At 54.5% G+C, this 23018-nt stretch carries 23 protein-coding genes and 1 pseudogene; 8 read left to right on the top strand and 16 right to left on the bottom strand.

Annotation, left to right across the window (positions count from 1 at the left end; all coding sequences use genetic code 11):
- Window positions 1-14 precede the first annotated feature (14 nt).
- Window positions 15-563, bottom strand: a complete 549-nt coding sequence (locus tag RC74_RS07995; RefSeq protein ID WP_039001773.1) for a hypothetical protein — start codon at window positions 561-563, stop codon at window positions 15-17.
- A gap of 1 nt (window position 564) precedes the next feature.
- Entirely contained in the window at window positions 565-1284 is a 720-nt protein-coding gene (locus tag RC74_RS07990) for a 16S rRNA (uracil(1498)-N(3))-methyltransferase (protein ID WP_039001772.1), read from the bottom strand.
- Between the two features lie 11 nt (window positions 1285-1295).
- Here RC74_RS07990 and ubiA point away from each other — a divergent pair, with 11 nt between their 5' ends.
- The 3 genes from ubiA to RC74_RS07975 are packed head-to-tail and all read left to right on the top strand — an operon-like array spanning window position 1296 to window position 4581.
- Window positions 1296-2279, top strand: coding sequence for a 4-hydroxybenzoate octaprenyltransferase (gene ubiA, locus RC74_RS07985; protein WP_039001771.1), 984 nt, complete (start codon window positions 1296-1298; stop codon window positions 2277-2279).
- Window positions 2280-2338: 59 nt separating this feature from the next.
- Window positions 2339-4258, top strand: coding sequence for an OmpA family protein (locus tag RC74_RS07980; RefSeq protein WP_039001770.1), 1920 nt, complete (start codon window positions 2339-2341; stop codon window positions 4256-4258).
- Window positions 4255-4581, top strand: coding sequence for a hypothetical protein (locus RC74_RS07975; protein ID WP_039001769.1), 327 nt, complete (start codon window positions 4255-4257; stop codon window positions 4579-4581). Before RC74_RS07980 ends, RC74_RS07975 begins: the two co-directional genes overlap by 4 nt.
- Here the strand turns inward: RC74_RS07975 and RC74_RS07970 are convergent.
- The 7 genes and pseudogenes from RC74_RS07970 to RC74_RS07940 all read right to left on the bottom strand — a co-directional run bounded on the left by RC74_RS07970 (window position 4578) and on the right by RC74_RS07940 (window position 10846).
- On the bottom strand, window positions 4578-5027 hold the full coding sequence (locus tag RC74_RS07970) for a molybdenum cofactor biosynthesis protein MoaE (RefSeq protein WP_039001768.1): 450 nt from the start codon (window positions 5025-5027) through the stop codon (window positions 4578-4580). The genes RC74_RS07975 and RC74_RS07970 overlap by 4 nt on opposite strands.
- Before the next feature lie 3 nt (window positions 5028-5030).
- Window positions 5031-5279: a molybdopterin converting factor subunit 1 gene (moaD, locus tag RC74_RS07965; protein ID WP_039001767.1), complete on the bottom strand. Its 249-nt coding sequence runs from the start codon at window positions 5277-5279 to the stop codon at window positions 5031-5033.
- The gene (gene pgsA / locus RC74_RS07960; RefSeq protein WP_039001766.1) at window positions 5276-5944 is read right to left on the bottom strand and encodes a CDP-diacylglycerol--glycerol-3-phosphate 3-phosphatidyltransferase; all 669 of its coding nucleotides are present in this window, start codon (window positions 5942-5944) and stop codon (window positions 5276-5278) included. Before pgsA ends, moaD begins: the two co-directional genes overlap by 4 nt.
- A gap of 9 nt (window positions 5945-5953) precedes the next feature.
- A pseudogene (gene uvrC / locus RC74_RS07955) lies at window positions 5954-7866 on the bottom strand (excinuclease ABC subunit UvrC).
- A 280-nt stretch (window positions 7867-8146) separates the two neighbouring features.
- Window positions 8147-8914: an SDR family oxidoreductase gene (locus RC74_RS07950; RefSeq protein ID WP_039001765.1), complete on the bottom strand. Its 768-nt coding sequence runs from the start codon at window positions 8912-8914 to the stop codon at window positions 8147-8149.
- Between the two features lie 10 nt (window positions 8915-8924).
- Window positions 8925-9881: a calcium/sodium antiporter gene (locus RC74_RS07945; RefSeq protein ID WP_039001764.1), complete on the bottom strand. Its 957-nt coding sequence runs from the start codon at window positions 9879-9881 to the stop codon at window positions 8925-8927.
- 170 nt (window positions 9882-10051) lie between these two features.
- Window positions 10052-10846, bottom strand: a complete 795-nt coding sequence (locus RC74_RS07940) for a S49 family peptidase (RefSeq protein WP_039001763.1) — start codon at window positions 10844-10846, stop codon at window positions 10052-10054.
- Between the two features lie 201 nt (window positions 10847-11047).
- Between RC74_RS07940 and RC74_RS07935 the strand changes: the two genes are divergently transcribed.
- The 4 genes from RC74_RS07935 (at window position 11048) to egtD (ending at window position 14392) form a co-directional block, all read left to right on the top strand.
- Window positions 11048-11554 carry a glycosyltransferase family 32 protein gene (locus RC74_RS07935; RefSeq protein ID WP_062628180.1) on the top strand — a complete coding sequence of 169 codons (507 nt, stop codon included), beginning with the start codon at window positions 11048-11050 and terminating at the stop codon, window positions 11552-11554.
- Window positions 11551-12048, top strand: coding sequence for a hypothetical protein (locus RC74_RS07930; RefSeq protein WP_062628179.1), 498 nt, complete (start codon window positions 11551-11553; stop codon window positions 12046-12048). The genes RC74_RS07935 and RC74_RS07930 overlap by 4 nt, the downstream gene beginning before the upstream one ends.
- 146 nt (window positions 12049-12194) lie before the next feature.
- A complete protein-coding gene (gene egtB, locus RC74_RS07925; protein ID WP_052274780.1) occupies window positions 12195-13454 on the top strand; it encodes an ergothioneine biosynthesis protein EgtB in 1260 nt (419 codons plus the stop codon).
- The gene (gene egtD, locus RC74_RS07920) at window positions 13451-14392 is read left to right on the top strand and encodes an L-histidine N(alpha)-methyltransferase (RefSeq protein ID WP_236940050.1); all 942 of its coding nucleotides are present in this window, start codon (window positions 13451-13453) and stop codon (window positions 14390-14392) included. Before egtB ends, egtD begins: the two co-directional genes overlap by 4 nt.
- On the opposite strand, the gene RC74_RS07915 is transcribed toward egtD, so the two are convergent.
- From RC74_RS07915 to RC74_RS07905, 3 genes are all read right to left on the bottom strand, one after another.
- Complete coding sequence (locus tag RC74_RS07915) at window positions 14389-15369, bottom strand: DMT family transporter (RefSeq protein WP_039001994.1); 981 nt, start codon at window positions 15367-15369, stop codon at window positions 14389-14391. The genes egtD and RC74_RS07915 overlap by 4 nt on opposite strands.
- A gap of 159 nt (window positions 15370-15528) precedes the next feature.
- On the bottom strand, window positions 15529-16635 hold the full coding sequence (gene leuB / locus RC74_RS07910) for a 3-isopropylmalate dehydrogenase (RefSeq protein ID WP_039001760.1): 1107 nt from the start codon (window positions 16633-16635) through the stop codon (window positions 15529-15531).
- 58 nt (window positions 16636-16693) lie between these two features.
- Window positions 16694-17596 (bottom strand): LysR family transcriptional regulator, encoded by a 903-nt coding sequence (locus RC74_RS07905; protein ID WP_039001993.1) that lies wholly within the window; start codon window positions 17594-17596, stop codon window positions 16694-16696.
- Window positions 17597-17685: 89 nt separating this feature from the next.
- On the opposite strand from RC74_RS07905, the gene RC74_RS07900 reads away from it, so the two are divergent.
- Window positions 17686-18582 (top strand): Rossmann-fold NAD(P)-binding domain-containing protein, encoded by an 897-nt coding sequence (locus tag RC74_RS07900; protein WP_039001759.1) that lies wholly within the window; start codon window positions 17686-17688, stop codon window positions 18580-18582.
- Here RC74_RS07900 and RC74_RS07895 read toward each other — a convergent pair.
- The 4 genes from RC74_RS07895 to leuC all read right to left on the bottom strand — a co-directional run bounded on the left by RC74_RS07895 (window position 18569) and on the right by leuC (window position 22773).
- Complete coding sequence (locus tag RC74_RS07895; RefSeq protein WP_039001758.1) at window positions 18569-19621, bottom strand: endonuclease/exonuclease/phosphatase family protein; 1053 nt, start codon at window positions 19619-19621, stop codon at window positions 18569-18571. The two genes, RC74_RS07900 and RC74_RS07895, sit on opposite strands and share 14 nt — an antisense overlap.
- Window positions 19622-19647: 26 nt before the next feature.
- Window positions 19648-20481, bottom strand: a complete 834-nt coding sequence (locus RC74_RS07890; protein ID WP_039001992.1) for a hypothetical protein — start codon at window positions 20479-20481, stop codon at window positions 19648-19650.
- Window positions 20482-20749: 268 nt separating this feature from the next.
- On the bottom strand, window positions 20750-21355 hold the full coding sequence (leuD, locus tag RC74_RS07885; RefSeq protein ID WP_039001757.1) for a 3-isopropylmalate dehydratase small subunit: 606 nt from the start codon (window positions 21353-21355) through the stop codon (window positions 20750-20752).
- A gap of 14 nt (window positions 21356-21369) precedes the next feature.
- Window positions 21370-22773, bottom strand: coding sequence for a 3-isopropylmalate dehydratase large subunit (gene leuC / locus RC74_RS07880; RefSeq protein ID WP_039001756.1), 1404 nt, complete (start codon window positions 22771-22773; stop codon window positions 21370-21372).
- Window positions 22774-23018 lie beyond the last annotated feature (245 nt).

Below are 23018 nucleotides of genomic sequence, written 5' to 3'. Positions count from 1 at the left end.
AAAATTAGGGGATGTCAATGCAACATTCGCCGCGAGATATAGCCCTCATCCTGCCAGATCAGGAAACGGCTATTCTGGGTTGATTGGCTGGCGGCGATCACTTTTTCGTAGTCAGCCCCCGGAAAAGCGACAAGCGCATCAAAAAGGCCTTCGGCCCCAACCGCCCCCGAAGGAATACGTACGGGTTGACCGTCGCGTTGATAGAAGATCCAATGCATAGCCTGCGTATTTGGGCCTTTGTCGATGGTTTGAATCTCAATTTTGACGACTTGATCCATCGCGATAGTGCCGCCAATTCCGCTGGAGAAGAAGGTCACTTCTTGCTCCACCATTTCCACGACGCCGTCAGAGATAGGGGCCTTTGCGCGAAGGATACGAAACCGTGCGCGGCGCAAACCCAAGAAGACAAACGCCGCCCCCGCTAATAGGAGCGGAATGGAAATGAACGTTATGAAGCCGCCCGCCAAAAATCCGATCACTCCGAGAACCACCGCGGCGATTCCCCAAGCAACTTCCTGATACTGCTTGAGTCTTTCGAGAACTTCAGGCCGAACAAAACTCATATCACCAGTCTCCGAGATGTGTTTGCCAAAGGGTGAGTGCCGCAACCGCGGCAGTATCTGCGCGCAAAATTCGTGGCCCAAGACTTACAGCATGCGTAAAGGGGAACGCATGGAGGCGTTTGCGTTCGGCTTCGGAAAAACCACCCTCAGGGCCGATGAGGATCGCCCATTTGTCACCCGTAGCCTTGCCTAGAACTTCGCCAGCTCCCGCAAGATTTTCATCGCAAAACATGATATTGCGGTCCGTCGGCCACGCGTCGAGCAGACGGTCAAGCCGCTGTAAATCGGCGACTTCGGGCACATATGTGCCGCCACATTGCTCGGCTGCCTCAACCGCGTGGGCTTGAAGGCGGTCGCGGCGAATCCGTTCCGAATTGGTGAATTCTGTTTGAATGGGGCAAATGCGCATCGCGCCCATTTCGGCGGCTTTCTCGACGATAAAATCCGTGCGCGCCTTTTTGATCGGAGCAAAACAAAGCCACAGGTCGGGCGGCATTTGCAGAAGGCGGCTCTGCGTCTCGCATTCCAACACGCCCCCGCGTTTTCCTGCCTCAACAATGCGCGCCAAATACTCACCGTCGCGACCATTAAACAGCGCGATATAGGCGCCAACTGGTTGCCGCATCACCCCAAAAAGGTAATGCGCCTGATCGCGATCCAGAGGAATTGATTGCCCAACCCCTAGGCCCTGTTCTACATAAAGTCTAATCTTTGCTTTCATGGACTTAACTTATGCCCGACACACCCGAAATTCCAGAGGCCAATGCCCCTAAATCTGCGGCGCCCGTTCAGGATGCGCCAGTTGGCAATTGGGTGGACCTCTTTGCACCAGAAGCCACTCGCCCCTATTTGCGGTTGTCGCGGGCGGATCGGCCAATAGGTGCGTGGCTTTTGTATATTCCCTGCTTGTGGGGCGTGTGTTTGGCGATGCTGTCATCGGGCAGCGCGTCGTTCGCCGATCTTTGGATCGCGGTGGGCTGCGGGCTTGGCGCATTTTTGATGCGCGGCGCGGGGTGTACATGGAACGATATCAGCGACCGCAACTTCGACGGCCTCGTTGAGCGCACCAAGTCCCGCCCCATCCCATCGGGCCAAGTCAGCGTGCGCGGCGCTTTGATCTGGATGGTGGCACAGGTGGCAATTTCCGCCTTGATCCTGTTTAGTTTTCCCCTGCCTGCGATCATTCTTGGGATCGTGGCGCTTGTGCCCGTGGCTATTTATCCTTTTGCCAAACGGTTCACTTGGTGGCCGCAGGTTTTCCTCGGGATCGCCTTTAACTGGGGCGCATTGGTGGCCTATGTGGCGCATACTGGCGTGATCGACGGCGCGGTGATTGCGCTTTATCTTGCTGGGATCACGTGGACGCTGTTTTACGACACTATCTATGCGCATCAAGACAAGGAGGATGACGCCATGATTGGCGTCAAATCCACAGCGCTTCTTTTTGGCGATCGCACCCGTGTTGCGCTTCGGTATTTCTTAATGGGAACGGTTGGTTTGATGGGGCTGGCGGTTATCCTTGCAACCGCGCCGCGCGAAAACCCACTCTTGCTTGTTGTCGCTCTGGGTGGGCCTTGGGCGTTGGGATGGCATCTCGCGTGGCAAATGCGCTTGTTTGACGGGGATGACGTGTCAATGTGCCTGCGGCTTTTCCGTTCAAATCGCGAAGCGGGGTTGTTGCCTGTGCTGTTTTTCGCCGCATGCTTATTCCTGTGATTGAACCCATGGGACGAAGCGCCTAAACAAGGGCAACTCTCATCCAAGACAGGGTCTTCATGCGCTCACTTTCCACATTGGCAGGCGTCTTCGCCTTTCTCGCAGCGGCCGTTTTGGCCATCATGGCCGCCTATTTCGCCGTTGGGGCTATCGAAAAATACTCTGGGGCCGCCGTTGGCGAAGCTCTGAGTGAGCAGCAAATGAATTGGACAAATGTGGACGTTGACGGCCTGCAGGTCATATTGACGGGCACTGCCCCCACCGAAGCAGCCCGTTTTAGAGCGCTAACAAGTGCGGGGAACGTAGTTGATCCATCGCGCATTGCGGACTTTATCGACGTTGCCGAAGCCGAAAGCATTGCCGCGCCCGATTTCACCATTGAGATTCTTCAAAACACCGATGGCATCTCTCTCATCGGGCTTATCCCCGAGGAGTTTGATCGCGAAGCCTTCCTTGAGGCCCTTCGCGACGCGACCAAAGGCACGCCAATCGTCGACTTTCTTCAATCGGCCCCGTACCCGGCACCCGAAGGCTGGGATCAAGCACTCCTCTATAGCTACCGCGCGCTTGCGCAACTTAAGCGTTCAAAAATATCCCTTTCGGCGAATAGTATCTCGATTACCGCCGTGAGTGAATCCCAAGGTGAGCGGGCGGAACTTGAAAAAGCGCTGCGCCGTGCTGCCCCCCAGACCGCCAAACTTTACCTGTCGATTTCTGCCCCGCGCCCCGTCTTGACCCCCTTCTCGCTTCGGTTCGTCCTCAAGGATGGCGTCGCTCGTTTTGACGCTTGCGCCGCAGACACCATTCCCACCCAAGCACGCATCCTTGCGGCGGCTCAGGCAGCTGGCCTTAAAGGGGTTTCCAATTGCACACTCGGCCTTGGCGTCCCCACCACACATTGGGGCGAAGCCGTTGAAACAGGTATCCGCGCGCTGGTAAAACTCGGTGGCGGCTCGCTTAGTTTCGCGGATGCAGATGTTACCGTAATCGCAGACGAAGGCACCGATGTGGAGCTTTTCAACACTACAATTGCCGAGCTAGAAGCCGACCTCCCGCTGCTATTCTCATTATCCGCTACATTGCCTGAATCCGAGGAGACCACCACGCGCCTTGAAGGTCCGATTGATTTTGTGGCCACCCTAAGCCCCGAGGGGCAGGTCCAGCTGCGCGGTCGGGTTCCAACTGAACGTGTGCGCAAAGCGGCGCAAAGCTATGCGCGGGCACGCTTTGGACGGGACACGGTTTATGCGCCCTTGAGCCTCGATCCGGACTTACCTGCGGGCTGGCCCATGCGGGTTTTCTCGGGCCTTGCAGCCCTTGCAGAACTCAACAATGGCTCCGTTGTAGTCGGGGCAAACAGCCTGACAGTCAAAGGGGTCACGGGCAATCTGGACACGAATGCACAACTCGCGGCCATGCTGGCAACCCAACTCCCCGAAGGCACAGACGTCACCTTTGACGTGGTTTATAACGAGGCCTTAGATCCGGTCGCGGCCCTTCCCACACCGCAAGAATGTGTGACTTCAATCAACGCAGTCATTCAAGCCAACAAAATCAACTTCGCACCGGGCGCGGATACCATCTCCTCTGAGTCTCTCTCCTCCATCGATCAAATTGCAGCTTTGATGAAAGAATGCGAAGGCGTCCCCTTGGAAATCGCGGGTCACACAGACAGCCAAGGCAGCGACGGCATGAACTATGACCTCTCGCAAGCCCGTGCCGAGGCCGTCGTTAACGCCCTGATGGCGCGGCGTGTGTTGACCGGAAATCTGAAAGCTCTAGGGTATGGCGAAACTACACCCATCGCCAGCAATGACACCGAAGAAGGCCGCGAAGACAATCGACGTATTGAATTTACATTGATACTTCCAGAAGATGACGCCACACAAGAAGAGGGTCCGGCATCCGCGCTAGACCCAGAAACCGACGCGCCCCAAGAAGGCGCGACTGAAGAAACCGAGCAAGAGGCCACTGAATGAACGGAATTGAGTTTATTGCCGCGACGGCAATTATCCTATTTGTGGCTTTTGCACTGGGATGGTTCGCCAATTGGTTGGTGCATCGGTTTAGTCGCGTGTCAAAAGCGGACATAGGCGAACTTGAGAAAATGGCGCAGGCCTTGCATGAGGCCGAGGAATTGCGCGATCAGGCCATCACCTATTTGGAACAACGCGAGTCCGAACTGAACAGCCATATTTCCCAGACAGAGGCGGAATTGAGTGCAGCTATGGATGGCCTTCGGACGTCTCGTCACGAAGCCGAAGAACTCCGTATCTATATTGAAAAAACCAACGGCGCTTAAGGCTTCCAGCGGTTAAGGGCATCTTCATCGTCCCTTTTGGACGCAACCCAAGTTGCGCCGGATTTTGTGAATTCTTTTTTCCAAAACGGCGCGCGGGATTTTAAATAATCCATAAGGTACTCTGCGGCTTCAAAGGCAGCGACCCGATGGCGCGACGCCGTGGCGACCATCATGATGGTTTCCCCCGTTTTCAAGTCGCCAAAACGGTGCAGGATAAGTAGGTTGCTCAAGTCCCAACGGTCCTGCGCCTTTTGTGCGATCTCGCCCAGCGCGCGTTCGGTCATTCCGGGATAATGCTCTATTTCCATCCGGTCCAAATCGCCGTCCGGCGTATCCCGCACGATGCCTGTGAACGTCACGATGGCCCCTGCGGAACCCGATGCCGCGGTAAAGCGCGCAAGCTCAACGCCTGCGTCAAATTCAAGCTCCTGCACGCGGATATCCACGGCCTAGCCCCCAGTCATCGGCGGGAAGAAAGCCACTTCCCGTGCGCCAGCCAAAGGCGCGTCAAACTCTGTAAGTTCTTGGTCAATTGCGACCCTGAGCGACGCGAGGTCCTCAAAAGCAAGGGCATAACGTTCTTCGCGGCCACGCAATTCCTCAACCAAATCCATCACGGTTTTGGCCGAGGTCTCGATCTGCTCCTTGGGCAGACCAATCCGTTCGCGCACCCATGCGAAATACATCACATCAATCATTTTGGCTCATCCGCAAGATAGGGCCGCGATTTATTGAAATAATCCCACCCCGTAATCAGGGTCAGTACCGCAGCAATCCACAAGATCCATAGGCCTGCATAATGCGTCGCGAGCGCGCCAAAGCGCAGCCACCAAAGGCCCATGTGATCGGCCGTATCACCAGCGAGGATGCTGGAAATAATCCCTTGATCCATACCAATCGTAAACGCCCAAAAATAATGTTCAAAAATTCCCTGCGCGAGCAGCACAGAGATCGCCACCATTTGCGCCGTGGTTTTCCATTTCGCCAGTTTGGTGACCTTGAGTTTGCCTGCGTCCGCGCCCAAAAACTCACGCAATCCACTCACAAAAACTTCGCGGAACATGATGATCGTCGCGGGGAACACCACAAAGGGGTTCATATTCCAAACCCCGACAAGCACCATCAAGGCAATAACGACCATCGCCTTATCCGCGATGGGATCAAGCATGGTGCCAAATTTGCTGATCTGCTTCCACTTACGGGCAAGATAGCCGTCGATATAATCGGTCAGGGCCGCGCCCACAAAAAGCGTCAAGGCAAACCAATCGGCAAACCCGCGCGGCAAGAAAATAAACCCGAGGGCGAGAAACGGCGCGGCCAAGAGGCGGACAACCGTGAGAATATTTGGTATGTTCCAAGTCATGTGACCTTGTTACCCTTTTTCGTGGAAAAAATCATAGAGGGTTTCGGCCATAGCGCCCGAAATTCCTTCTACTGCTTTTAAATCGGACAAACCAGCCCGCGACACGGCCTTTGCGCTGCCGAAATGCGCCAAAAGCGCACGTTTCCTCGCCGCGCCTACGCCTGGAACATCATCAAGAGGCGTCGCACTAAAGGCTTTGGACCGTTTTGCGCGGTGAGTGCCAATCGCAAAACGGTGCACCTCGTCGCGCATACGTTGGATGAAGTACAAAACAGGGTCGTTGTGGCGGAGCGCCATCGGGCGCTTGCCCGTGCGGTGAAACTCTTCTTTGCCGTGGTCACGATCTATGCCCTTGGCCACGCCCACCATCGGAATATCGCCAACGCCGTATTCGACCATGATTTCGCGCACAGCACTGACCTGCCCCGCGCCACCATCAATGAGCAGGAGGTCGGGCCACGTCCCGCTGGTGCGCTCGGGATCTTCCTTCAACAAACGTTTAAAGCGCCGCGAAAGCACCTCTTTCATCATGCCAAAGTCATCCCCGGGGTTATATCCGTGTCTTTGATATTAAATTTGCGGTACTGGCTTTTGATAAACCCTTCTGGCCCCGAAACGATCATGCCGCCCACGGCATTGGTGCCCGAAATATGTGAGTTGTCGTAGACTTCGATGCGTTTGGGTGTTTTGGGCAGGTCAAAGGCTTCGGCAACCCCCGCCAGTAATTTGCTTTGCGCCGCAGTTTCGGACATCTTGCGCGCGAGGCTTTCGCGGGCGTTGCGACTGGCATTGGCCACAAGTTCGTGTTTCTCGCCACGCAGGGGCACCAGCACCTCGACCCGACGCTCTGCCCTTTGGCTCAAGGCTTCCGTCATCAAGTCTTTGTCTTCGATATCATGCGACAGGATCACTTGCTTGGGCGGCTGCTTGTTGTCGTAAAACTGGCCCAAAAACGCCTGCAGCGCCTCGGCGGGGGAAATATCCAAACCGACCCGTGGATAGAAATCTCGGTTGCCCCAATTTTGGTTGGCCCGAATAAAGAACACCTGCACGCAGGCCTGCCCGCCTTCCATATGGAGAGCGACAATATCCGCCTCCGCTACACCGCGCGGATTAATCCCTTGGTTCTGCTGCACTTGCGTTAGCGCCTTGATCCGGTCCCGCAACGCAGCCGCCCGTTCAAACTCAAGCGCCTCGCTCGCCGACGCCATTTCTGCCGCCAGTGTGGCCTGAACATTGGTTGATTTGCCTTGCAAGAACCGCTCCGCATCACTGACCAATTGCGCATAGTCGGACTTACTGACCAACCCCACACAAGGGGCTGAGCAGCGTTTAATTTGATATTGCAAGCAGGGTCGCGTTCGCCCTTCAAAGGTGGCATCCGTGCAATCGCGCAGCAAGAAAACCTTCTGAAGTTGGTTGAGCGTCCGGTTTACGGAACTCGCGCTGGCAAAGGGTCCATAGTAGTTTCCTTTCGCCCCCTTGCGCCCACGGTGTTTTTTTACCGGTGGAAAATCATGCTCTGTTGAGACAAAAATATTGGCAAAACTTTTGTCGTCGCGCAACAACACGTTGTATTTCGGCTTGAGTTGCTTGATCAGGTTTTGCTCAAGCAATAACGCCTCGGTTTCGGTACGCGTTGTCAGGAACATCATCTCGGCGGTCTCCGAGATCATCCGCAAAATCCGCCCCGTGTGGCCGTTGGGATTGGCATAGTTACTTACACGTTTGCGAAGGTTGCGCGCCTTGCCCACATAGAGCACCCGCGCCTCGCTATCGAGCATCCGATAGACCCCCGGAGAGTTGTCGAGGGTATGCAAATACCCCTGCACGCGCGCATGCCCCACAAGAGGCGCGCTCACCTCGGCGGCGTCAATTTTTTCTGACTCGGGGTCAGCATGAGGGACTGCATCGTTCGTCATTGTGATTCCATTCTGCCCTGCAATCTATTCGCTATGGGAGCAAGAGAAAACATGTCCACGGTTTCTGTGGATAACTAGGTTGATAAGTTTCCGTGATCGTCGTTTTTCCCTTTGTTTTGGGCCTTCTCGCCGCATTGCCTATTTTTTAGGCACATTCGCAACTCCCTGATATTAAACGGAACTTTTATAAAAGCCGAACAAGCGACTGAAAACATTAAGGAATTTGTAACGCTTTTGTTAACTTTCCGTGACGGGTGTACAACTTATCACAGCCTATAGGCTATTTGCTCTCTGGCTTTCCTTGAACATCTCTGGTTTGCCATGTCAGGTGCTGCCCTCCATCCACGCAAAGGAGCTGACCTGTCACTGCTGGAGCGTCTAGGAAGTAGCCGAGCGCCGCTGTGATGTCCGCCGCATCCGCACCGCGCTCAAGCAAGCTATTACGCCTCTGTGCGTCGAAGTGCTCCTGTGTTTGACGTGCGCCCCTTAAGGTGGTTCCCGGCCCGATGGCATTCACCCGAATACGCGGCGCGAGCGCCTGAGCGGAGGTCTGGGTCAGGTTCCACAGTGCCTGTTTGGCCAACGAATACGTCATAAACTCCGGAGTCAGTTTGCGTACGCGTTGATCGACCATATTCACGATCATTGCCGGAAAATCGCCCTCCGGAACTTGCGCGGCAAAAGCCTGTGTCAGGATAAATGGAGCCCGCAAATTGGACGTCATATGGCGATCCCAACTGTCGCGAGTGGCGGTTTTGATAGTATCATATTCGAATATTGATGCGTTGTTGACGAGGCAACTGAGTGACCCGCCAAGGGCAAGTGCTGCGCGCTCAACCAGGCCTTCACAGTGATCCAAATCCAAAAGGTCGGCTTGAAGTGAAACCGCTTGTTGGCCAAGAGCTTGGACCATACCAACAGTGTCCTGCGCGCCCGCCTCGGACCCCGCGAAATGCGCCGCCACATCAAATCCGCGGCCCGCAAGATAAACGGCCAACGCCTGTCCAAGACGCGCGCCGGCACCCGTCACCAATGCACGTGGTTGCATAGATATCTCCCTAGTTGATCAGGACGACGCCCATATACACAAGGTAGGCGCTCGACAAAACGATGCCCCAGATTCGTGACAGGTTCCACCCCAACAAGACGAAAGGAAAGAGCACAAGGGACGCGGCCAACATGACCCATAAATCAAAAGTCAGAATTTCATGGGGAACAGGAATGGTTCCAATCAGCGAGCCAACCCCCATAATCGCAAGAATGTTAAACATATTGCTGCCAATCACGTTGCCCAAAGCGACGTCCGCTTGCCGACGCAGGGCCGCCATCACGGTCGTTGCAAGCTCCGGCAAGGAGGTTCCGATCGCAACGAGAGTTAGGCCAATGACCGTATCACTCACCCCAAATTGCTCTGCAATATTTACGGCGCCATCAATAAACAGGTCCGCCCCGAGTGGCAGGCCGATCAAACCAATAACCAAGAAGAATGCGATGGATTTTCCCGTAATTTTGGGGTCAGCACCCTCGACCTCTTCCAAATCCAAAGCGCAAGCATGGCTGTCCGACCGGTGGCGCATCGCATCGCGGCCAGCGTCAATAAGGATCAAGACGAGCACACCGAGCATGATAAGCCCATGCGGCCAACTTAAGGGCCCAAAGAAGCACATGACTATGAAAAGGCCGGTTGCCCCCAGCATAAATATATAGCTTTTTCGGGTATTACATTCAGCAGTATGCATCGTGGTAATCAGGGCGGGAATTCCCAAAACGAGCAACACATTGGCGATATTTGAACCAATGATATTCCCCAAGGCCATGCCCGGGAATCCATTCCCGACGGCCTCAATGGTGATCAATAGTTCCGGTGCGGATGTTCCAAAGGCAACGATTGTTAGGCTGACAAGGAGGGGCGGAATCCCGAGGCGTAACGACAGGTTTACTGCTCCACGTACCAACAAATCGCCAGACAGCAAAAGGATGGTGAGCCCCAAACCCACCAAGAACCAATCGAGCATCGTTTATCCCTTATCCAATTGGCAACGACATGGCGACTTCCGAAGCCGAATACGTCCACAATTATTACATCTTGCCCGCGCAACCTGTTTATGACCGGGATATTTCAGGCGACCAAACATCGCCAAAACCAACATCCCAATCAAAAATAAGCTGACTATTTTAATCACAACTACAACCCAAACCGAGAAAACTCACTGCGTTCTTCGATTTGCCCGATCGTATCCCCAAGGATTTGCGCACCGAGGCGGCGCAGGAACGGTTTTTTCTGACCGTAGGGTATGAAGATAACTTTCTCGCCATATTGCTCGCGCATTTTGGGCATCATGTGCCCGATTCCGTCGATCAACCCCAGTTCAAGTGCCTGTTTCCCGATCCAATACTCGCCCGTAAACAAATCTTGATCCGCAAGCTTATCACCGCGCCGCGACGTGATCTGTTCTTTGAATACATCGTGCATTTGGTCTAGCACCACCTTGAGGCGCTTCACGTCTGCAGGCTTTTCCGGAAGGAAAGGATCATTTGTCGATTTCGATTTCCCCGCCGTATAAACCCGCCGTTCAATCCCGTGCTTTTCGATCAGACCCGACAGGCCAAAACTCGAAGAGATCACGCCAATGGACCCCACAATAGACGCCGCATCTGCCCAGATTTCATCGGCAGCAGATGCCAGCCAATAGCCACCAGAAGCCGCAACATCTTCGACAAACGCGTAAACCGGAATTTTCATCTCGGCCGCAAGGCTGCGAATACGCTGGCCGATCAACGCGCTCTGCACGGGCGATCCGCCCGGCGAGTTAATCAAGAGCGCAACCGCCACTGGTTTTCCACGCCGAAAAGCGCGCTCCAAAACAGGCGCAATTGACGCCTCGTTGAGCGCGCCACGGCCGGACGCTGAAATCATACCTTGAAGGCGCACGACTGCGACCTTTGGCTCGGATTTGAGAAAGGGAATAAATCTTTTCATTAAATGGATGTAGGCGTCCCCCTCCACCGGAACAAGGGGACCCGTGAAATCTGGGGTAACTGTTGCGCAGTTACCCCGCGACAATCCTAACACAGGTGCGCGATTTCCCAGCTTCTTTTGCTCCGTTCATTTATCCGAACACACTTTCACGATACAACAAGGAAATCCGTCGCGCGAAAAGCATTACCAAAAAGGCAAATCATGGCGAAATTACCGGAAATCGCGAGTCTTTGGATTGGCGGACAGCTCTCATGGCTTGAACAATTGTGTTTGGTGAGCTTTGCCCATGCAGGCCACAAAGTGACGCTCTATAGCTACAGCCCGATCCCGAATTGCCCCGCAGAAGTGGAGCAGCTCCCCGCCGATCCAATTTTTGCCGCCGAGCCGATGTTGCGGCACGCACGCACCGGAAGCCCCGCGATTCATGCGGATTTGTTTCGGCTGAACATGCTGCAACACACGGGGAAAATCTGGGTCGATGCGGATATGTACTGCTATCAACCTTTCGATTTCCACACCCCCATGTTTTTGGCTGGGAAAAGCCCGGCCTCGTGTGCAACGCTGTTTTGGGTCTGCCGCAAGACAGCGACGCGCTGGGGAACATGCTCGAATTTTTCAAAGATGAATACGCTATCGCTCCCTGGCTCAAACCATGGCAACAGCGCGAATTGGAAGCAGAGCGCGACGCGGGCAACCCTGTCCATATGACAGCGCAAAATTGGGGGTTCACTGGCCCCGAAGCCGTGACGCATTTCCTGAAAGAGAGCGGTGAAATCAAATTCGCGCAGCCAGAATCGGCGTTCTATCCAATTTCATTCCGCCACCGAAACCACATGATCAGAAAACGCTTCGACGTTGCGGGGCAATTGGGAAGTGACACCTATGGGGTGCATTTTTGGGCCCGTCGTATGAAGCCACGTCTAGAAGAAAAAGAGGGCGGCTCGCCAGACGCGGGAAGCTTTATGGCCGACGCCGTTATGCGCCATGGGATTGTTTGCGACGATGCGCCCATACCGCGCAAAATCGTAAAACAAGACCCCCGCGCCAAAGACGCCGAATTCCTAGCCGACCTCGCCTTGGAAGGGCTACGCGCGGACGCGTCGCCGGAGGCCATTGCGCGCAAGCATAACGTAGAGCCAAAATTGGTCCGGGAAGCGATTGCGACTTTACAGTCAGGCGCCGCCAGCCTGTTTAAACGCTAACACAGAACCAATTCTGGCGCCGAAGTGAATTGTGGATCAAATATGAACCACAGCGGCACATATCTTGACCTACCGATCAATTGGGCATCTCCTTATCTTAGAGGTAGGCCGTCAAATTTGCCCGCTCGATTATTTCAAGGTGTTCCATGACCGTTTCTATGCACCCACAATCCGCACCCGATTATGCCACACTCTTTACCGAAACACGGGCGCGCACCCATGCTATTGTTGCGCCACTGACCCCTGAGGACATGGCGCTTCAATCGATGGAGGATGCCAGCCCTGCGAAGTGGCATCTTGCTCATACCACATGGTTTTTTGAGGAATTCATTCTCAAACCACATGCGCCAAATTACCGCTCGCCCGACGAACGTTTCGCCTTCCTTTTCAACTCCTATTACGTGCAAGCAGGGCCGCGTCATGCGCGCGACAAACGGGGGCTGATTTCACGGCCAGGTGTTGAGGATGTTCTAGCCTATCGCGCCCATGTTGATTCGCAACTTCAAGCCCTTTTGCAATCCGGAACGGGCGACACAGAAGCAATCCACAGTATCACAGAGCTTGGCTGTCACCACGAAATGCAGCATCAAGAACTGCTCGTGACCGACCTTTTGCACGCGTTTTCCTACAACCCCTTGATGCCCGTTTATCGCGCACCTGAACCGCTTGAAACAACGCAAGAGATTGCACATCGGTTTACCTCCCATGCAGGTGGCTTGGTTGAAATTGGCCACGACGGAGACGGCTTTGCCTATGATTGCGAAGGGCCGCGCCACAAAACCTATGTCGCCCCGTACCAGCTGGGGAACCGCGCCGCCACTAACCGCGACTGGATCGCATTTATGCAAGACGGCGGCTATGACGACGTCACACTGTGGCTGATGGAAGGGTGGGTCGTTAAGCAACGCGAAGGTTGGGACAGCCCTCTGTATTGGTGGCTTCAGGACGGCGTATATTGGAGCTATTCCCTGCGCGGCGCGCAACCCGTTAACCTTGATGCGCCCGTCGTGCATGTGTCCTATTACGAGGCCGAAGCCTTTGCCCGTTGGGCCGGTGCCCGCCTCGCAACCGAAGCCGAATGGGAACTTGCGGCTCGCGATACGCCTCTAACGGGGAACTTCCTCGACAATAAAAATTTCCGCCCAACTGCGGCGACAGAATCCCTTTGGGGAAATGTGTGGGAATGGACCCAAAGCCCATTCACCCCCTACCCCGGCTTCAAACCGCCCGAAGGCGCCCTTGGGGAATACAACGGCAAGTTCATGGTCAATCAAATGGTGCTGCGCGGCGGTTCCTGTGCCACCGCAATCGCCCAAATGCGCCCAAGTTACCGCACGTTTTTCTATCCGCACCAACGCTGGCAAATGCTGGGTTTGCGACTGGCCAAAGATCAAGGGAACGTATGATGGACTTGCCAACAATTCAAAATGCCGCGCTCCTTAAAAGCGCGCTTGAGGGGCTGAACAGCACGCCAAAAGGCCTCGAAAGCAAATGGTTCTATGACAACGCTGGCAGTCATTTGTTTGAAGAAATCACCGAGTTGGAAGAGTATTATCCAACCCGCACAGAGCTGGCGATTTTAACCGATAATGCTGCGCTGTTGGAAAAATATGTCCCCGCAGCAAGCGTTCTTGCGGAACTTGGCAGCGGGGCAAGCCGCAAAACGAGGGTGTTGCTCGACCAGTTCACACAGCTTGCGGCCTATCTGCCAACCGACATATCTGGTCCGTTTCTAAACCAAGTCGCGCAGCAATTGCGCCATGACTATCCGCGCCTGACTATCGATCCGATTGTGGCCGATTTCACCAGTCCAATCCCCCTGCCTGCAAAATATGCTGACACCGCCAAAACAGCATTTTTCCCAGGTTCGACCCTTGGCAATCTGTCGCGAGACGACGCCATTTCCCTATTGAGCCGAATCCGCAAATGGAACAATGTCACGGGCTTCATCTTGGGTGTTGATTTGGTCAAAGACACGCAGATTTTGCTTGATGCCTATAATGATGCGCAGGGGATCACCGCCGACTTTAACCTCAACCTCCTGCATCGCATGAACCGTGAAATCGGCGCTGTGTTTGAAGTTAATAAGTTCGCACACGAAGCGAGATGGAACGACGCAGCATCAAGGATCGAAATGTATTTAGTCAGCCTGACGGATCAAACTGTGCCTATTGGCCCCAAGGGAATCAAATTTTCCAAAGGGGAAACCATTCACACCGAGAACAGCCACAAATACACACGAGAAAGCCTCTCCGAAATGGCCGCGCTTTCTGGGTGGGGCGTGTCGGAGTTCCTAACAGATGCAGACAATCTTTTTGCTGTTGCGGTTTTGACGCCCGCCTAGGATTGGGCCTCCTCATCACGTTTCGCCCGCGCTTTATCCTCGCGTCGAATAACCGTTCCCACACGCAGGCCGCCAGCAGCGCCAAGGCGGCTACGGGTGCGTAAAACGGGAGTGTTTTGAGAGGTGTCCGCTGAGGATTCCCGCATAAGAATATACAGGCCACTGGCGATAATCACACCAGCGCCAACCACTGTCGCTGTATCGAGCCGCTCGTTGAACAAAAAATATCCGTAGATACTGGCCCAAATAATCTGAGAATATTGCATGGGGGCCACGACTACAGCTTCACCGCTGCGATACGCAAAGATTTGAAACATCATGGCGATATACGCGAGTAAAGCGATCGCCCCCACAGCCGCAAAATCAAGCGGTGCCATAGGAACATAATAGAACGGCATCAAGCAGCCCATCACCAAGAAATTCCCCATCATGGGATAGAGCAAAAGCACAACACTGCGTTCTTCTTGGCCGATTTTACGTACGATGATCGAGCTTAGGGACCCACCGATAGCGCCCATCAAGGCGGCGAGATGCCCAAGCCCAAGGTCTGCATCCCCGGGACGCAAAACGATCAAAACACCGATCAGACCCACGATAACCGCCATCCAGCGCCGCATGCGAACGCGCTCGCCTAAAATGGGAATCGCCAACACCGTAATCATCAGGGGCGTTGCGAAAAGGATCGCGTAAACCTGTGTGAGCGGCAAATGCGCAAACGCGTAAAACGCACTTGCTCCCGTTACAACCGCTGAAAGAGTCCGCACAAGCATCCACCAAGGATGCACTGGGCGCAGAGTGCCATGCGTCGCATCACGCATCAGCATCACGGTCACAAACGGGAACCCTAAAAGCACGCTGAAAAATACGATTTGGAAGGCCGAATACGTACCTCCAAGCGACTTGACGATCACGTCATGCGTCGCAAAAACGCCGAAAGCAACAAGAGCAAATAGCGCGCCCTTGGCGTTTGGGGATATTTTCAACATTGGGGTTCTCAGCAATTTTGGGAGTATGACGTCGGCGAATACTTCTTAGCGTATACCTGAAGGGAAAAACGCCTTCGCCGCAAGGGCGCCGCCCCTTTGAGACGAAAAAAGGGGACACAAAGCCCCCAATTTCCAGATTTTTCGAACAGCTTAGAGGCTTGCGTCGAGAACTGCGATGATTGCGTCGCCCATTTCGCCAGTGCTGATCGGGGTTCCACCTTCTGGACCCAAGAGATCTGCGGTGCGTGCGCCATTGGCCAAGACGGTTGCAATAGCCGCCTCCAAACGCGCCGCTTCTTCGCCCGCCTCAAAGGAATACCGCAACGCCATTGCGAAGCTGAGGATACAAGCGATAGGGTTGGCTTTACCTTGGCCCGCAATGTCGGGTGCGGAGCCGTGAACGGGTTCGTACATCGCTTTAGGGCGGCCATTTTCCATCGGTGCCCCAAGGCTCGCAGAAGGCAACATGCCCAAGGAACCCGTCAGCATCGCTGCAGCATCCGAAAGGATATCGCCAAACAGGTTGTCCGTGACGATAACGTCAAATTGCTTAGGGGCGCGCACCAGTTGCATCGCGCCGTTGTCGGCATACATGTGGCTCAATTCAACGTCGGGATATTCCGCAGCGTGGATCTCGGTGACGACATCGCGCCACAAAATGCCACTCTCCATAACGTTGGCTTTTTCCATCGAACACAAACGGTTGCTCCGAAGGCGTGCCAATTCAAACGCACTACGCGCAACGCGGGCGATTTCGCTTTCGGTGTAACGTTGCGTGTTGATGCCAACCCGTTCGTTGCCCTCTTTGAAAATGCCACGTGGCTCGCCAAAATAAATACCAGAGGTCAATTCGCGCACAATCATAATGTCGAGGCCGGCAACAACTTCCTTTTTCAAGCTCGAAAAATCGGCCAGCGCATCAAAACACTGCGCAGGGCGCAAGTTCGAGAACAAATCCATTTCCTTGCGCAGACGCAAAAGGCCGCGCTCTGGTTTCACTGAGAAATCCAAAACGTCATATTTCGGGCCACCAACGGCGCCGAGCAACACGGCGTCAACTTCCATCGCGCGCGCCATTGTGTCGTCGTGCAACGGTGTGCCGTGTTTGTCATAGGCCGCGCCGCCGACGAGGTCTTCGGATACATCGAACGCCATGTCGCGTTTCTCGCCATACCAAGCGATGACTTTGCGGACTTCGTCCATGACTTCGGGGCCAATGCCGTCACCAGGAAGGATCAAAATGGATGGGTTACTCATGAGAATTCCTCGACTATTTGCTAAGTTGCCTTGGCAATATCGCGCGCGCTCCGAAAATTCAAGCACCCGCGACGCGACTTAGCTCCTCGGCCAAATAATCATAGACCCGACGAATGCGCGGCGTGTTGCGCAAGGCCTCAGGGGCGGTCAACCAAATGGGCAACACATCAGTGACGGTATCTGGCAAAATCTCGACAACTTCGGGCGTTTTGCTCGCGATAGTTTTAAGCGCGATGCCAATGCCACAGCCCGCACGGACCAATTCCCAATAGGCCGTTTGGTTGTCACATCTAGTCGCAAAAAAACGGCGATCCACATGCCACCCCAAAGCGCGCATCCCTTTTATAATAAGGTCACTGCGATCATACCCGACCCAATCGTGATGATTGAGGTCAAGGTGTGTGATCGGCATTCCCTTGCGTTCTATATAGGATTTCGCCGCATATATTCCCAAATCCATATCGCCAATATGGCGCGTTATCGTGTCCAACTGCTCGGGGCGGAACATGCGTACGGCGATATCCGCTTCGTGAAAAAGCAGGTTGTCCGTCGTGTCGCTTGCGTTCAATTCCACTTCGATGTCCGGCTCAAATGCGCGCAAACGTGCCAAAATTGGAGGAAGAATATGATGGGAGAACATCACCGACGCCGTGACACGAACAACTCCTGAGAGGCTTTGCGCCTGCCCGGCGGCCGCCAGCGAAAGCCGCGCGGCGGCGGCTTGCATATCCCGTGCGGCGGGCAATAATGCGTGGCCATATTCGGTAAGTTCATACCCCCGCGCCACGCGCGAAAAAAGCTGCACCCCCAAGGCGTTTTCGATCTGTGTGATATGTCGCCCAAGGGTTGGCTGGCTGTGCCCCAACCGTTTGGCCGCGCCCGTCAGTGACCCCGCCTCGGCCACAGCGATAAAGCTTTGAATGAGGGACCAGTCCAAGGACGCGAGAGAATTAACATTCATTTTTGAATACCACACATTCAAATTTTGCGAATACAACCCACAATAACGAATAGGTAAGCTCATTTCAACACTTCAGAAAGGATTTACAAATGACCCAGACAGTTCTCATTCTTGGCGCGAGCGGAAAAATAGGTCGCCACGCGGCCGAGGCCTTTGCAAAGGCGGGATGGACGGTGCGCAAATTCAACCGCTCCACCGACGACCTAACGCAATCGGCGATGGGGGCCGATGTGATCGTAAACGGTTTCAACCCCGCCGGATACAAGGGGTGGGCGACGCTTGTTCCCAAATATACCGCTGACATTATCGCTGCGGCAAAAGCTAGTGGCGCCACCGTTATCATTCCCGGAAACGTTTACAATTTTGGCGCAACCGCCGGAACGTGGGGGCCAACCACACCGCATGCTGCAACCACGCGCAAAGGCCGCCTTCGGATCAAAATGGAAGAGAGTTATCGTCAAGCGGCCAAAGACGGCCTGCGCACAATCATTCTACGCGGCGGTGATTTCCTCGACCCCAATCGCGACGGAACATTGATGAGCCTCGTGATCCTTGGCAAAATCGACAAGGGCGTTGTCACAACGATGGGACCAACAGACGTCGAACATGCCTATTGCTATCTTCCCGACTGGGCGCGCGTGGCGGTTGCTTTGGCGGAGACGCGAGCCACCCTGAATGCCTTAGAAGACATCCCTCTCCCCGGTGAAAGCTTCACGATTCAGGAACTTTGTGAGGAGATTACAGCAGCGACAAACCAGAAAATCAAGATTACGAATTTTCCGTGGTGGCTGATGCGGCTCGCGAGCCCTGTCTGGACCTTAGCTTATGAGTTGCTTGAAATGCGGTATTTGAGCGAGATTCCACACCGCCTTTCGGGTGCACGCTTAGCGGAAATCCTGCCGGACTTTCACCCGACACCCCGCCAAGAGATCATGCTTTGCGAAGTACCGTCTAACCTCAAGCGCGCCCAACTTATGGCAGCGTGATGTCCACCCAAACCAGTCGATGGCGGGTAATCCCCTCGCCCTCGGCCAAAAGGGCCGCTTCTGGGGTGCCTTCTTGGGGCCAGAAAACGCCGCTCCCGACGACGGTAATGTCCGACGAAGGCAAGACGTAATCAACCCGCAGGTTTCCGGGGCTGGAACCGTCGCCTGGCCAATCCGCCGTATCCAAAGCGGGATCGCCGAGGTGGCTTGGGTCAGAGGCCGCTTTCCCGCCAAGGCTTGAGGGCTGCGGGTCAAACACGCGGGGATGGTCCAAAAGGGTCTGCATCACGCCTTTGATGCCATCGCCATCTGCGGGGTCAAGATTTGAGTTCCCGAGGATCACGAATAGGCCGCTGGGCGCGAGTTGGGCAAGGGCGCCGTCAAGGTACGCGCCCCAAAATCGCGTTTCATCGGCGCTACGTTTGCCGTTCATATCCTCTGGGCCGTCGAAAACTGGCGGCGTGGCCGAATAGGCAAAAAGGTGAAGCACCCCATCGGGCGTCGTTATCGGAAGATCCCAATGCCCCGTTGTCGAAAGGCGCTGCCTGTCTTGTGCGGCCTGACTTGGAAACGGAGCGCCGTCGATCTGTGGCAAATCCGCCTGTGGAAAATCTTTCCAGAGTAAATCCGAGAAGTCGCGAAACTCTGCATCCTCGATCGGATAGCGCGAAAGGACTGCCATGCCATTGGCCCCCGCATAGCGCCCATACCCCTGCGCGTCGCGCGCACTCCCCAAACGGCCGTCGCCATTCAGATCCAAACCCGAGGCCATGCCAGAATTGGGAAGGGCGGCGAAAACATGGGGATAGTTGGCACCCGCGCTTGCCAACGCATCGGCAAACGCACGGACAGACACATTTGAAAGATCGTAATCTATGCCCGTTAGCAGAAGGATATCGGGGTTCACATGGGCAATCACCCCCAGAGAGGCATTCACGTCATCGGAGGTTTCGCGCAGAATATCGCGCAACAGAATTCCCGGCCCTTTGCGGGAAAAATCAACGTCGTATGTCGCCACCCGCAAGGGTGTTTGCCCCATCGCAGGCCCCGCCATTAGCAGAGCAATTAGGCAGCGACCAAGCCATCCTGTTGGGTAAAGGAGGATTGGCGTTTTGCTTGAATCATCGATGCAATCCGCGCCATGGCGATGCCACGCATAAACAGAGACGCAGGTAAGAAAGCCCATGCGGAAATCGTCCAGACCAAAGTTTGTGGCGAATCCAGCGAGAACGCTTGAAAGACAGTCGAAGTCGTCTGCATCGCCGCGGGAATAATAAACGGTAGAAGAAAGCCTAGCACAGAATTAAACCGCGCGTCCCGCGTAAGGCGATCGACAACATCGCTACCCGCGGTGGGATCAAAGGTCGGCAAATTAACCCATACGTTAAAGTTTTGACCGCGAGCAGGCCAGCGGCCCATCCGTAGACCAATCATAAAGACAGCAAGGGACACGAGAGAGATCAAATAACAAAGACCGGCTGCTGTGCGCACAAACTCTATGTCGCTCGAACTTGCGTCCGCTGGCAGTGCCAAAACAAACAAGCGCACAGGGCTGTAGGGGAAATCCATAGCTTGGCCGACAACAGTTCCGACGGCATGCGTGAAACGTTGCAAAGTTGCGGCATCCGCGCCGTCATCAACAATCAACGACAGCAAAACGACCATCAGCAACAAGCTGATATAGCGAATCCGATTAAACGGGGGCGCGTCGCGAAATTCCATCAGGCTTGGGTAGTCGGAAGCATATTCAATTGTGGTGAGCAGGCCTGCAAAAATCGCTAGAAGCGCCACAACTTGGCTCGTGTCTGAATGATTGCCGGGCACGATTATGGAGGGCGCTGCAATTAAGAGAGCCACCAAAATACCGCGCACGATCGCGCCAATTAGCTGTGATAACACTGCCCAATTACCCTTTGGTTGGCCGAAAACGATCCGTAGCCGATCTCTTATTCCAACGATTTTCCGCACATTGTGGCGGTCTGCCTCATTCTTGCCCAATTTTTGCCTTCTTTCGCCACGTTCTGCAACACTCTGTTAACTATGACTAAATGTTTGAGGCAATTTCATGGTCAAACTGGTGCGAGATTGCATCATTAACCACGAAGGGGGGCGCAGATATACTGCGCCCCCCTAGATGTGGTGGAACTGCCAATTTGTCCGCCTAGGGTTATACCCAAGGGCGAGAGATCGCGGCGGCAGATTCGAAAGAATCAATCGCCGCTTCTTTGGCCAAAGTTAGGCTGATGTCATCCAGACCTTCGAGCAAACATTGCTTTTTAAAGGCGTCAACATCAAAGGGAACAACCGTTCCATCCGACATCGTGATCTCTTGCGCTTCAAGGTCTACAGTCATGCGTGCGTTCGCGCCGTTGCCAGCATCCCCCATCAACATGTCAACTTGCTCCTTGGGGAGGATGATCGGCAAAATTCCGTTTTTGAAGCAATTGCTGAAGAAAATATCCGCAAGGCTTGTGGAAATAACACACCGAATTCCGAAATCTTTGATCGCCCAAGGCGCGTGCTCCCGCGACGAGCCACACCCAAAGTTGTCGCCCGCAATAAGGATTTCCGCGTCCCGATAGGCGGGATTGTTCAGCACAAAATCCGCCTTTTCAGAGCCGTCGTTATTATAGCGCATTTCGGCGAACAAATTGACGCCAAGCCCCGTGCGATTAATCGTTTTCAGGAATACTTTTGGGATGATCATATCAGTATCGATATTGATCAACGGCATTGGCGCCGCGATTCCGGTCAGTTTTTCGAACTTTTCCATTTAGGGTATTCCTCTTAAATAAGGTCGCGGATGTCGGTCAATTTACCAGTCAAAGCAGCGGCGGCTGCCATAGCTGGAGACACGAGATGGGTACGCCCACCACGGCCCTGACGACCTTCGAAATTGCGGTTGGATGTTGCCGCACAGCGTTCACCATCCGAAAGCTGATCAGGGTTCATCGCCAAACACATGGAACAACCAGCCAAACGCCATTCAAAACCAGCGTCCGTGAAGATAGCCGCAAGGCCCTCTTCTTCGGCTTGTGCCCGCACGAGGCCGGAACCCGGAACGATCATCGCCCGCATACCTTCTTTAATTTTCTTGCCTTTGACCACGCCAGCAACAGCGCGCAAATCTTCGATCCGGCCATTGGTACAGGAGCCAATGAATACTGTGTCGATTTCAATGTCGGTCAATTTCATACCAGGCGTGAGGCCCATGTACTCCAGTGAGCGCGCAACGGCGTCAACTTTGCCACCGGTGAAATCCGACGGGAACGGCACGGTGGCCGTGATTGGCAACACGTCTTCGGGCGAAGTTCCCCATGTCACAACAGGCTGAATATCTTCGGCCTTAAGTGTGATGACCTTGTCGAAATGCGCCTCATCGTCCGAATAGAGCGTTTTCCACCACGCCAGAGCATCGTCGAACTGTGCGCCTTTGGGTGCATGTGGGCGGCCTTTGACATAGTCAAACGTTGTTTGGTCGGGCGCTATCATACCTGCGCGCGCGCCGCCTTCGATGGCCATATTACAGACAGTCATACGGCCTTCCATAGAAAGGGCGCGAATGGCTTCGCCACAATATTCGATCACATAACCAGTACCGCCAGCGGTGCCCGTTTCGCCAATCACGGCCATAGTGATGTCTTTGGCTGTCACACCGGGATTCAATTTCCCTGTGATCTCAACTTTCATGTTTTTGGATTTTTGCTGGATCAGCGTTTGGGTCGCCAAAACATGCTCAACTTCCGATGTCCCGATGCCATGCGCCAACGCGCCAAACGCGCCGTGGGTCGCTGTGTGGCTGTCGCCGCAAACAACAGTCATGCCCGGAAGGGTCCAGCCCTGCTCTGGGCCAACGATGTGCACAATTCCTTGGCGCACGTCGGAAACTGGATAGTAGTGAATGCCAAAATCCTTGGCGTTCTTATCGAGAGCGTCAACTTGAATGCGGCTCTCTTCGTTTTCGATACCTTTGGCGCGATCAAGCGTGGTTGGTACGTTGTGATCAGGCACAGCGATGGTTTTATCCGGCGCGCGCACTTTGCGATTCGTTAGGCGCAAACCTTCAAAGGCCTGCGGGCTTGTCACTTCGTGGACAAGGTGGCGGTCAATATAAAGTAGGGTCGTGCCGTCTTCGTCAACTTGGGCGACATGGGCATCCCAGATTTTGTCATAAAGTGTTTTGGCGGACATGGTCCACTCCCGTTCGTTAGGTAAATTTGTGGCATTTTGGCTGCAAAGCGGACGCACCTGTGGCGCGCCAAACCTAGAGGTAGGCGTTGATCGAGAGCTGTTGTCCATAGAACCGCCAAGGCAGAAAACTATGGTCATCGATGTCAAATATACGCTTCATAACGTTGCCATACTCTCTTTGAATGAGTCTCGCAATACTTCCCCGCGCGAAAACCCAAGACGACAAGGGTTATAAATGCGGCCCC

Origin of the sequence: Falsihalocynthiibacter arcticus (assembly GCF_000812665.2) — a bacterium.
GTDB classification, from domain to species: domain Bacteria; phylum Pseudomonadota; class Alphaproteobacteria; order Rhodobacterales; family Rhodobacteraceae; genus Falsihalocynthiibacter; species Falsihalocynthiibacter arcticus.
The sequence above is the reverse complement of the archived record's forward strand: the minus strand, read 5'-3'. Positions and strand labels throughout refer to the sequence as shown.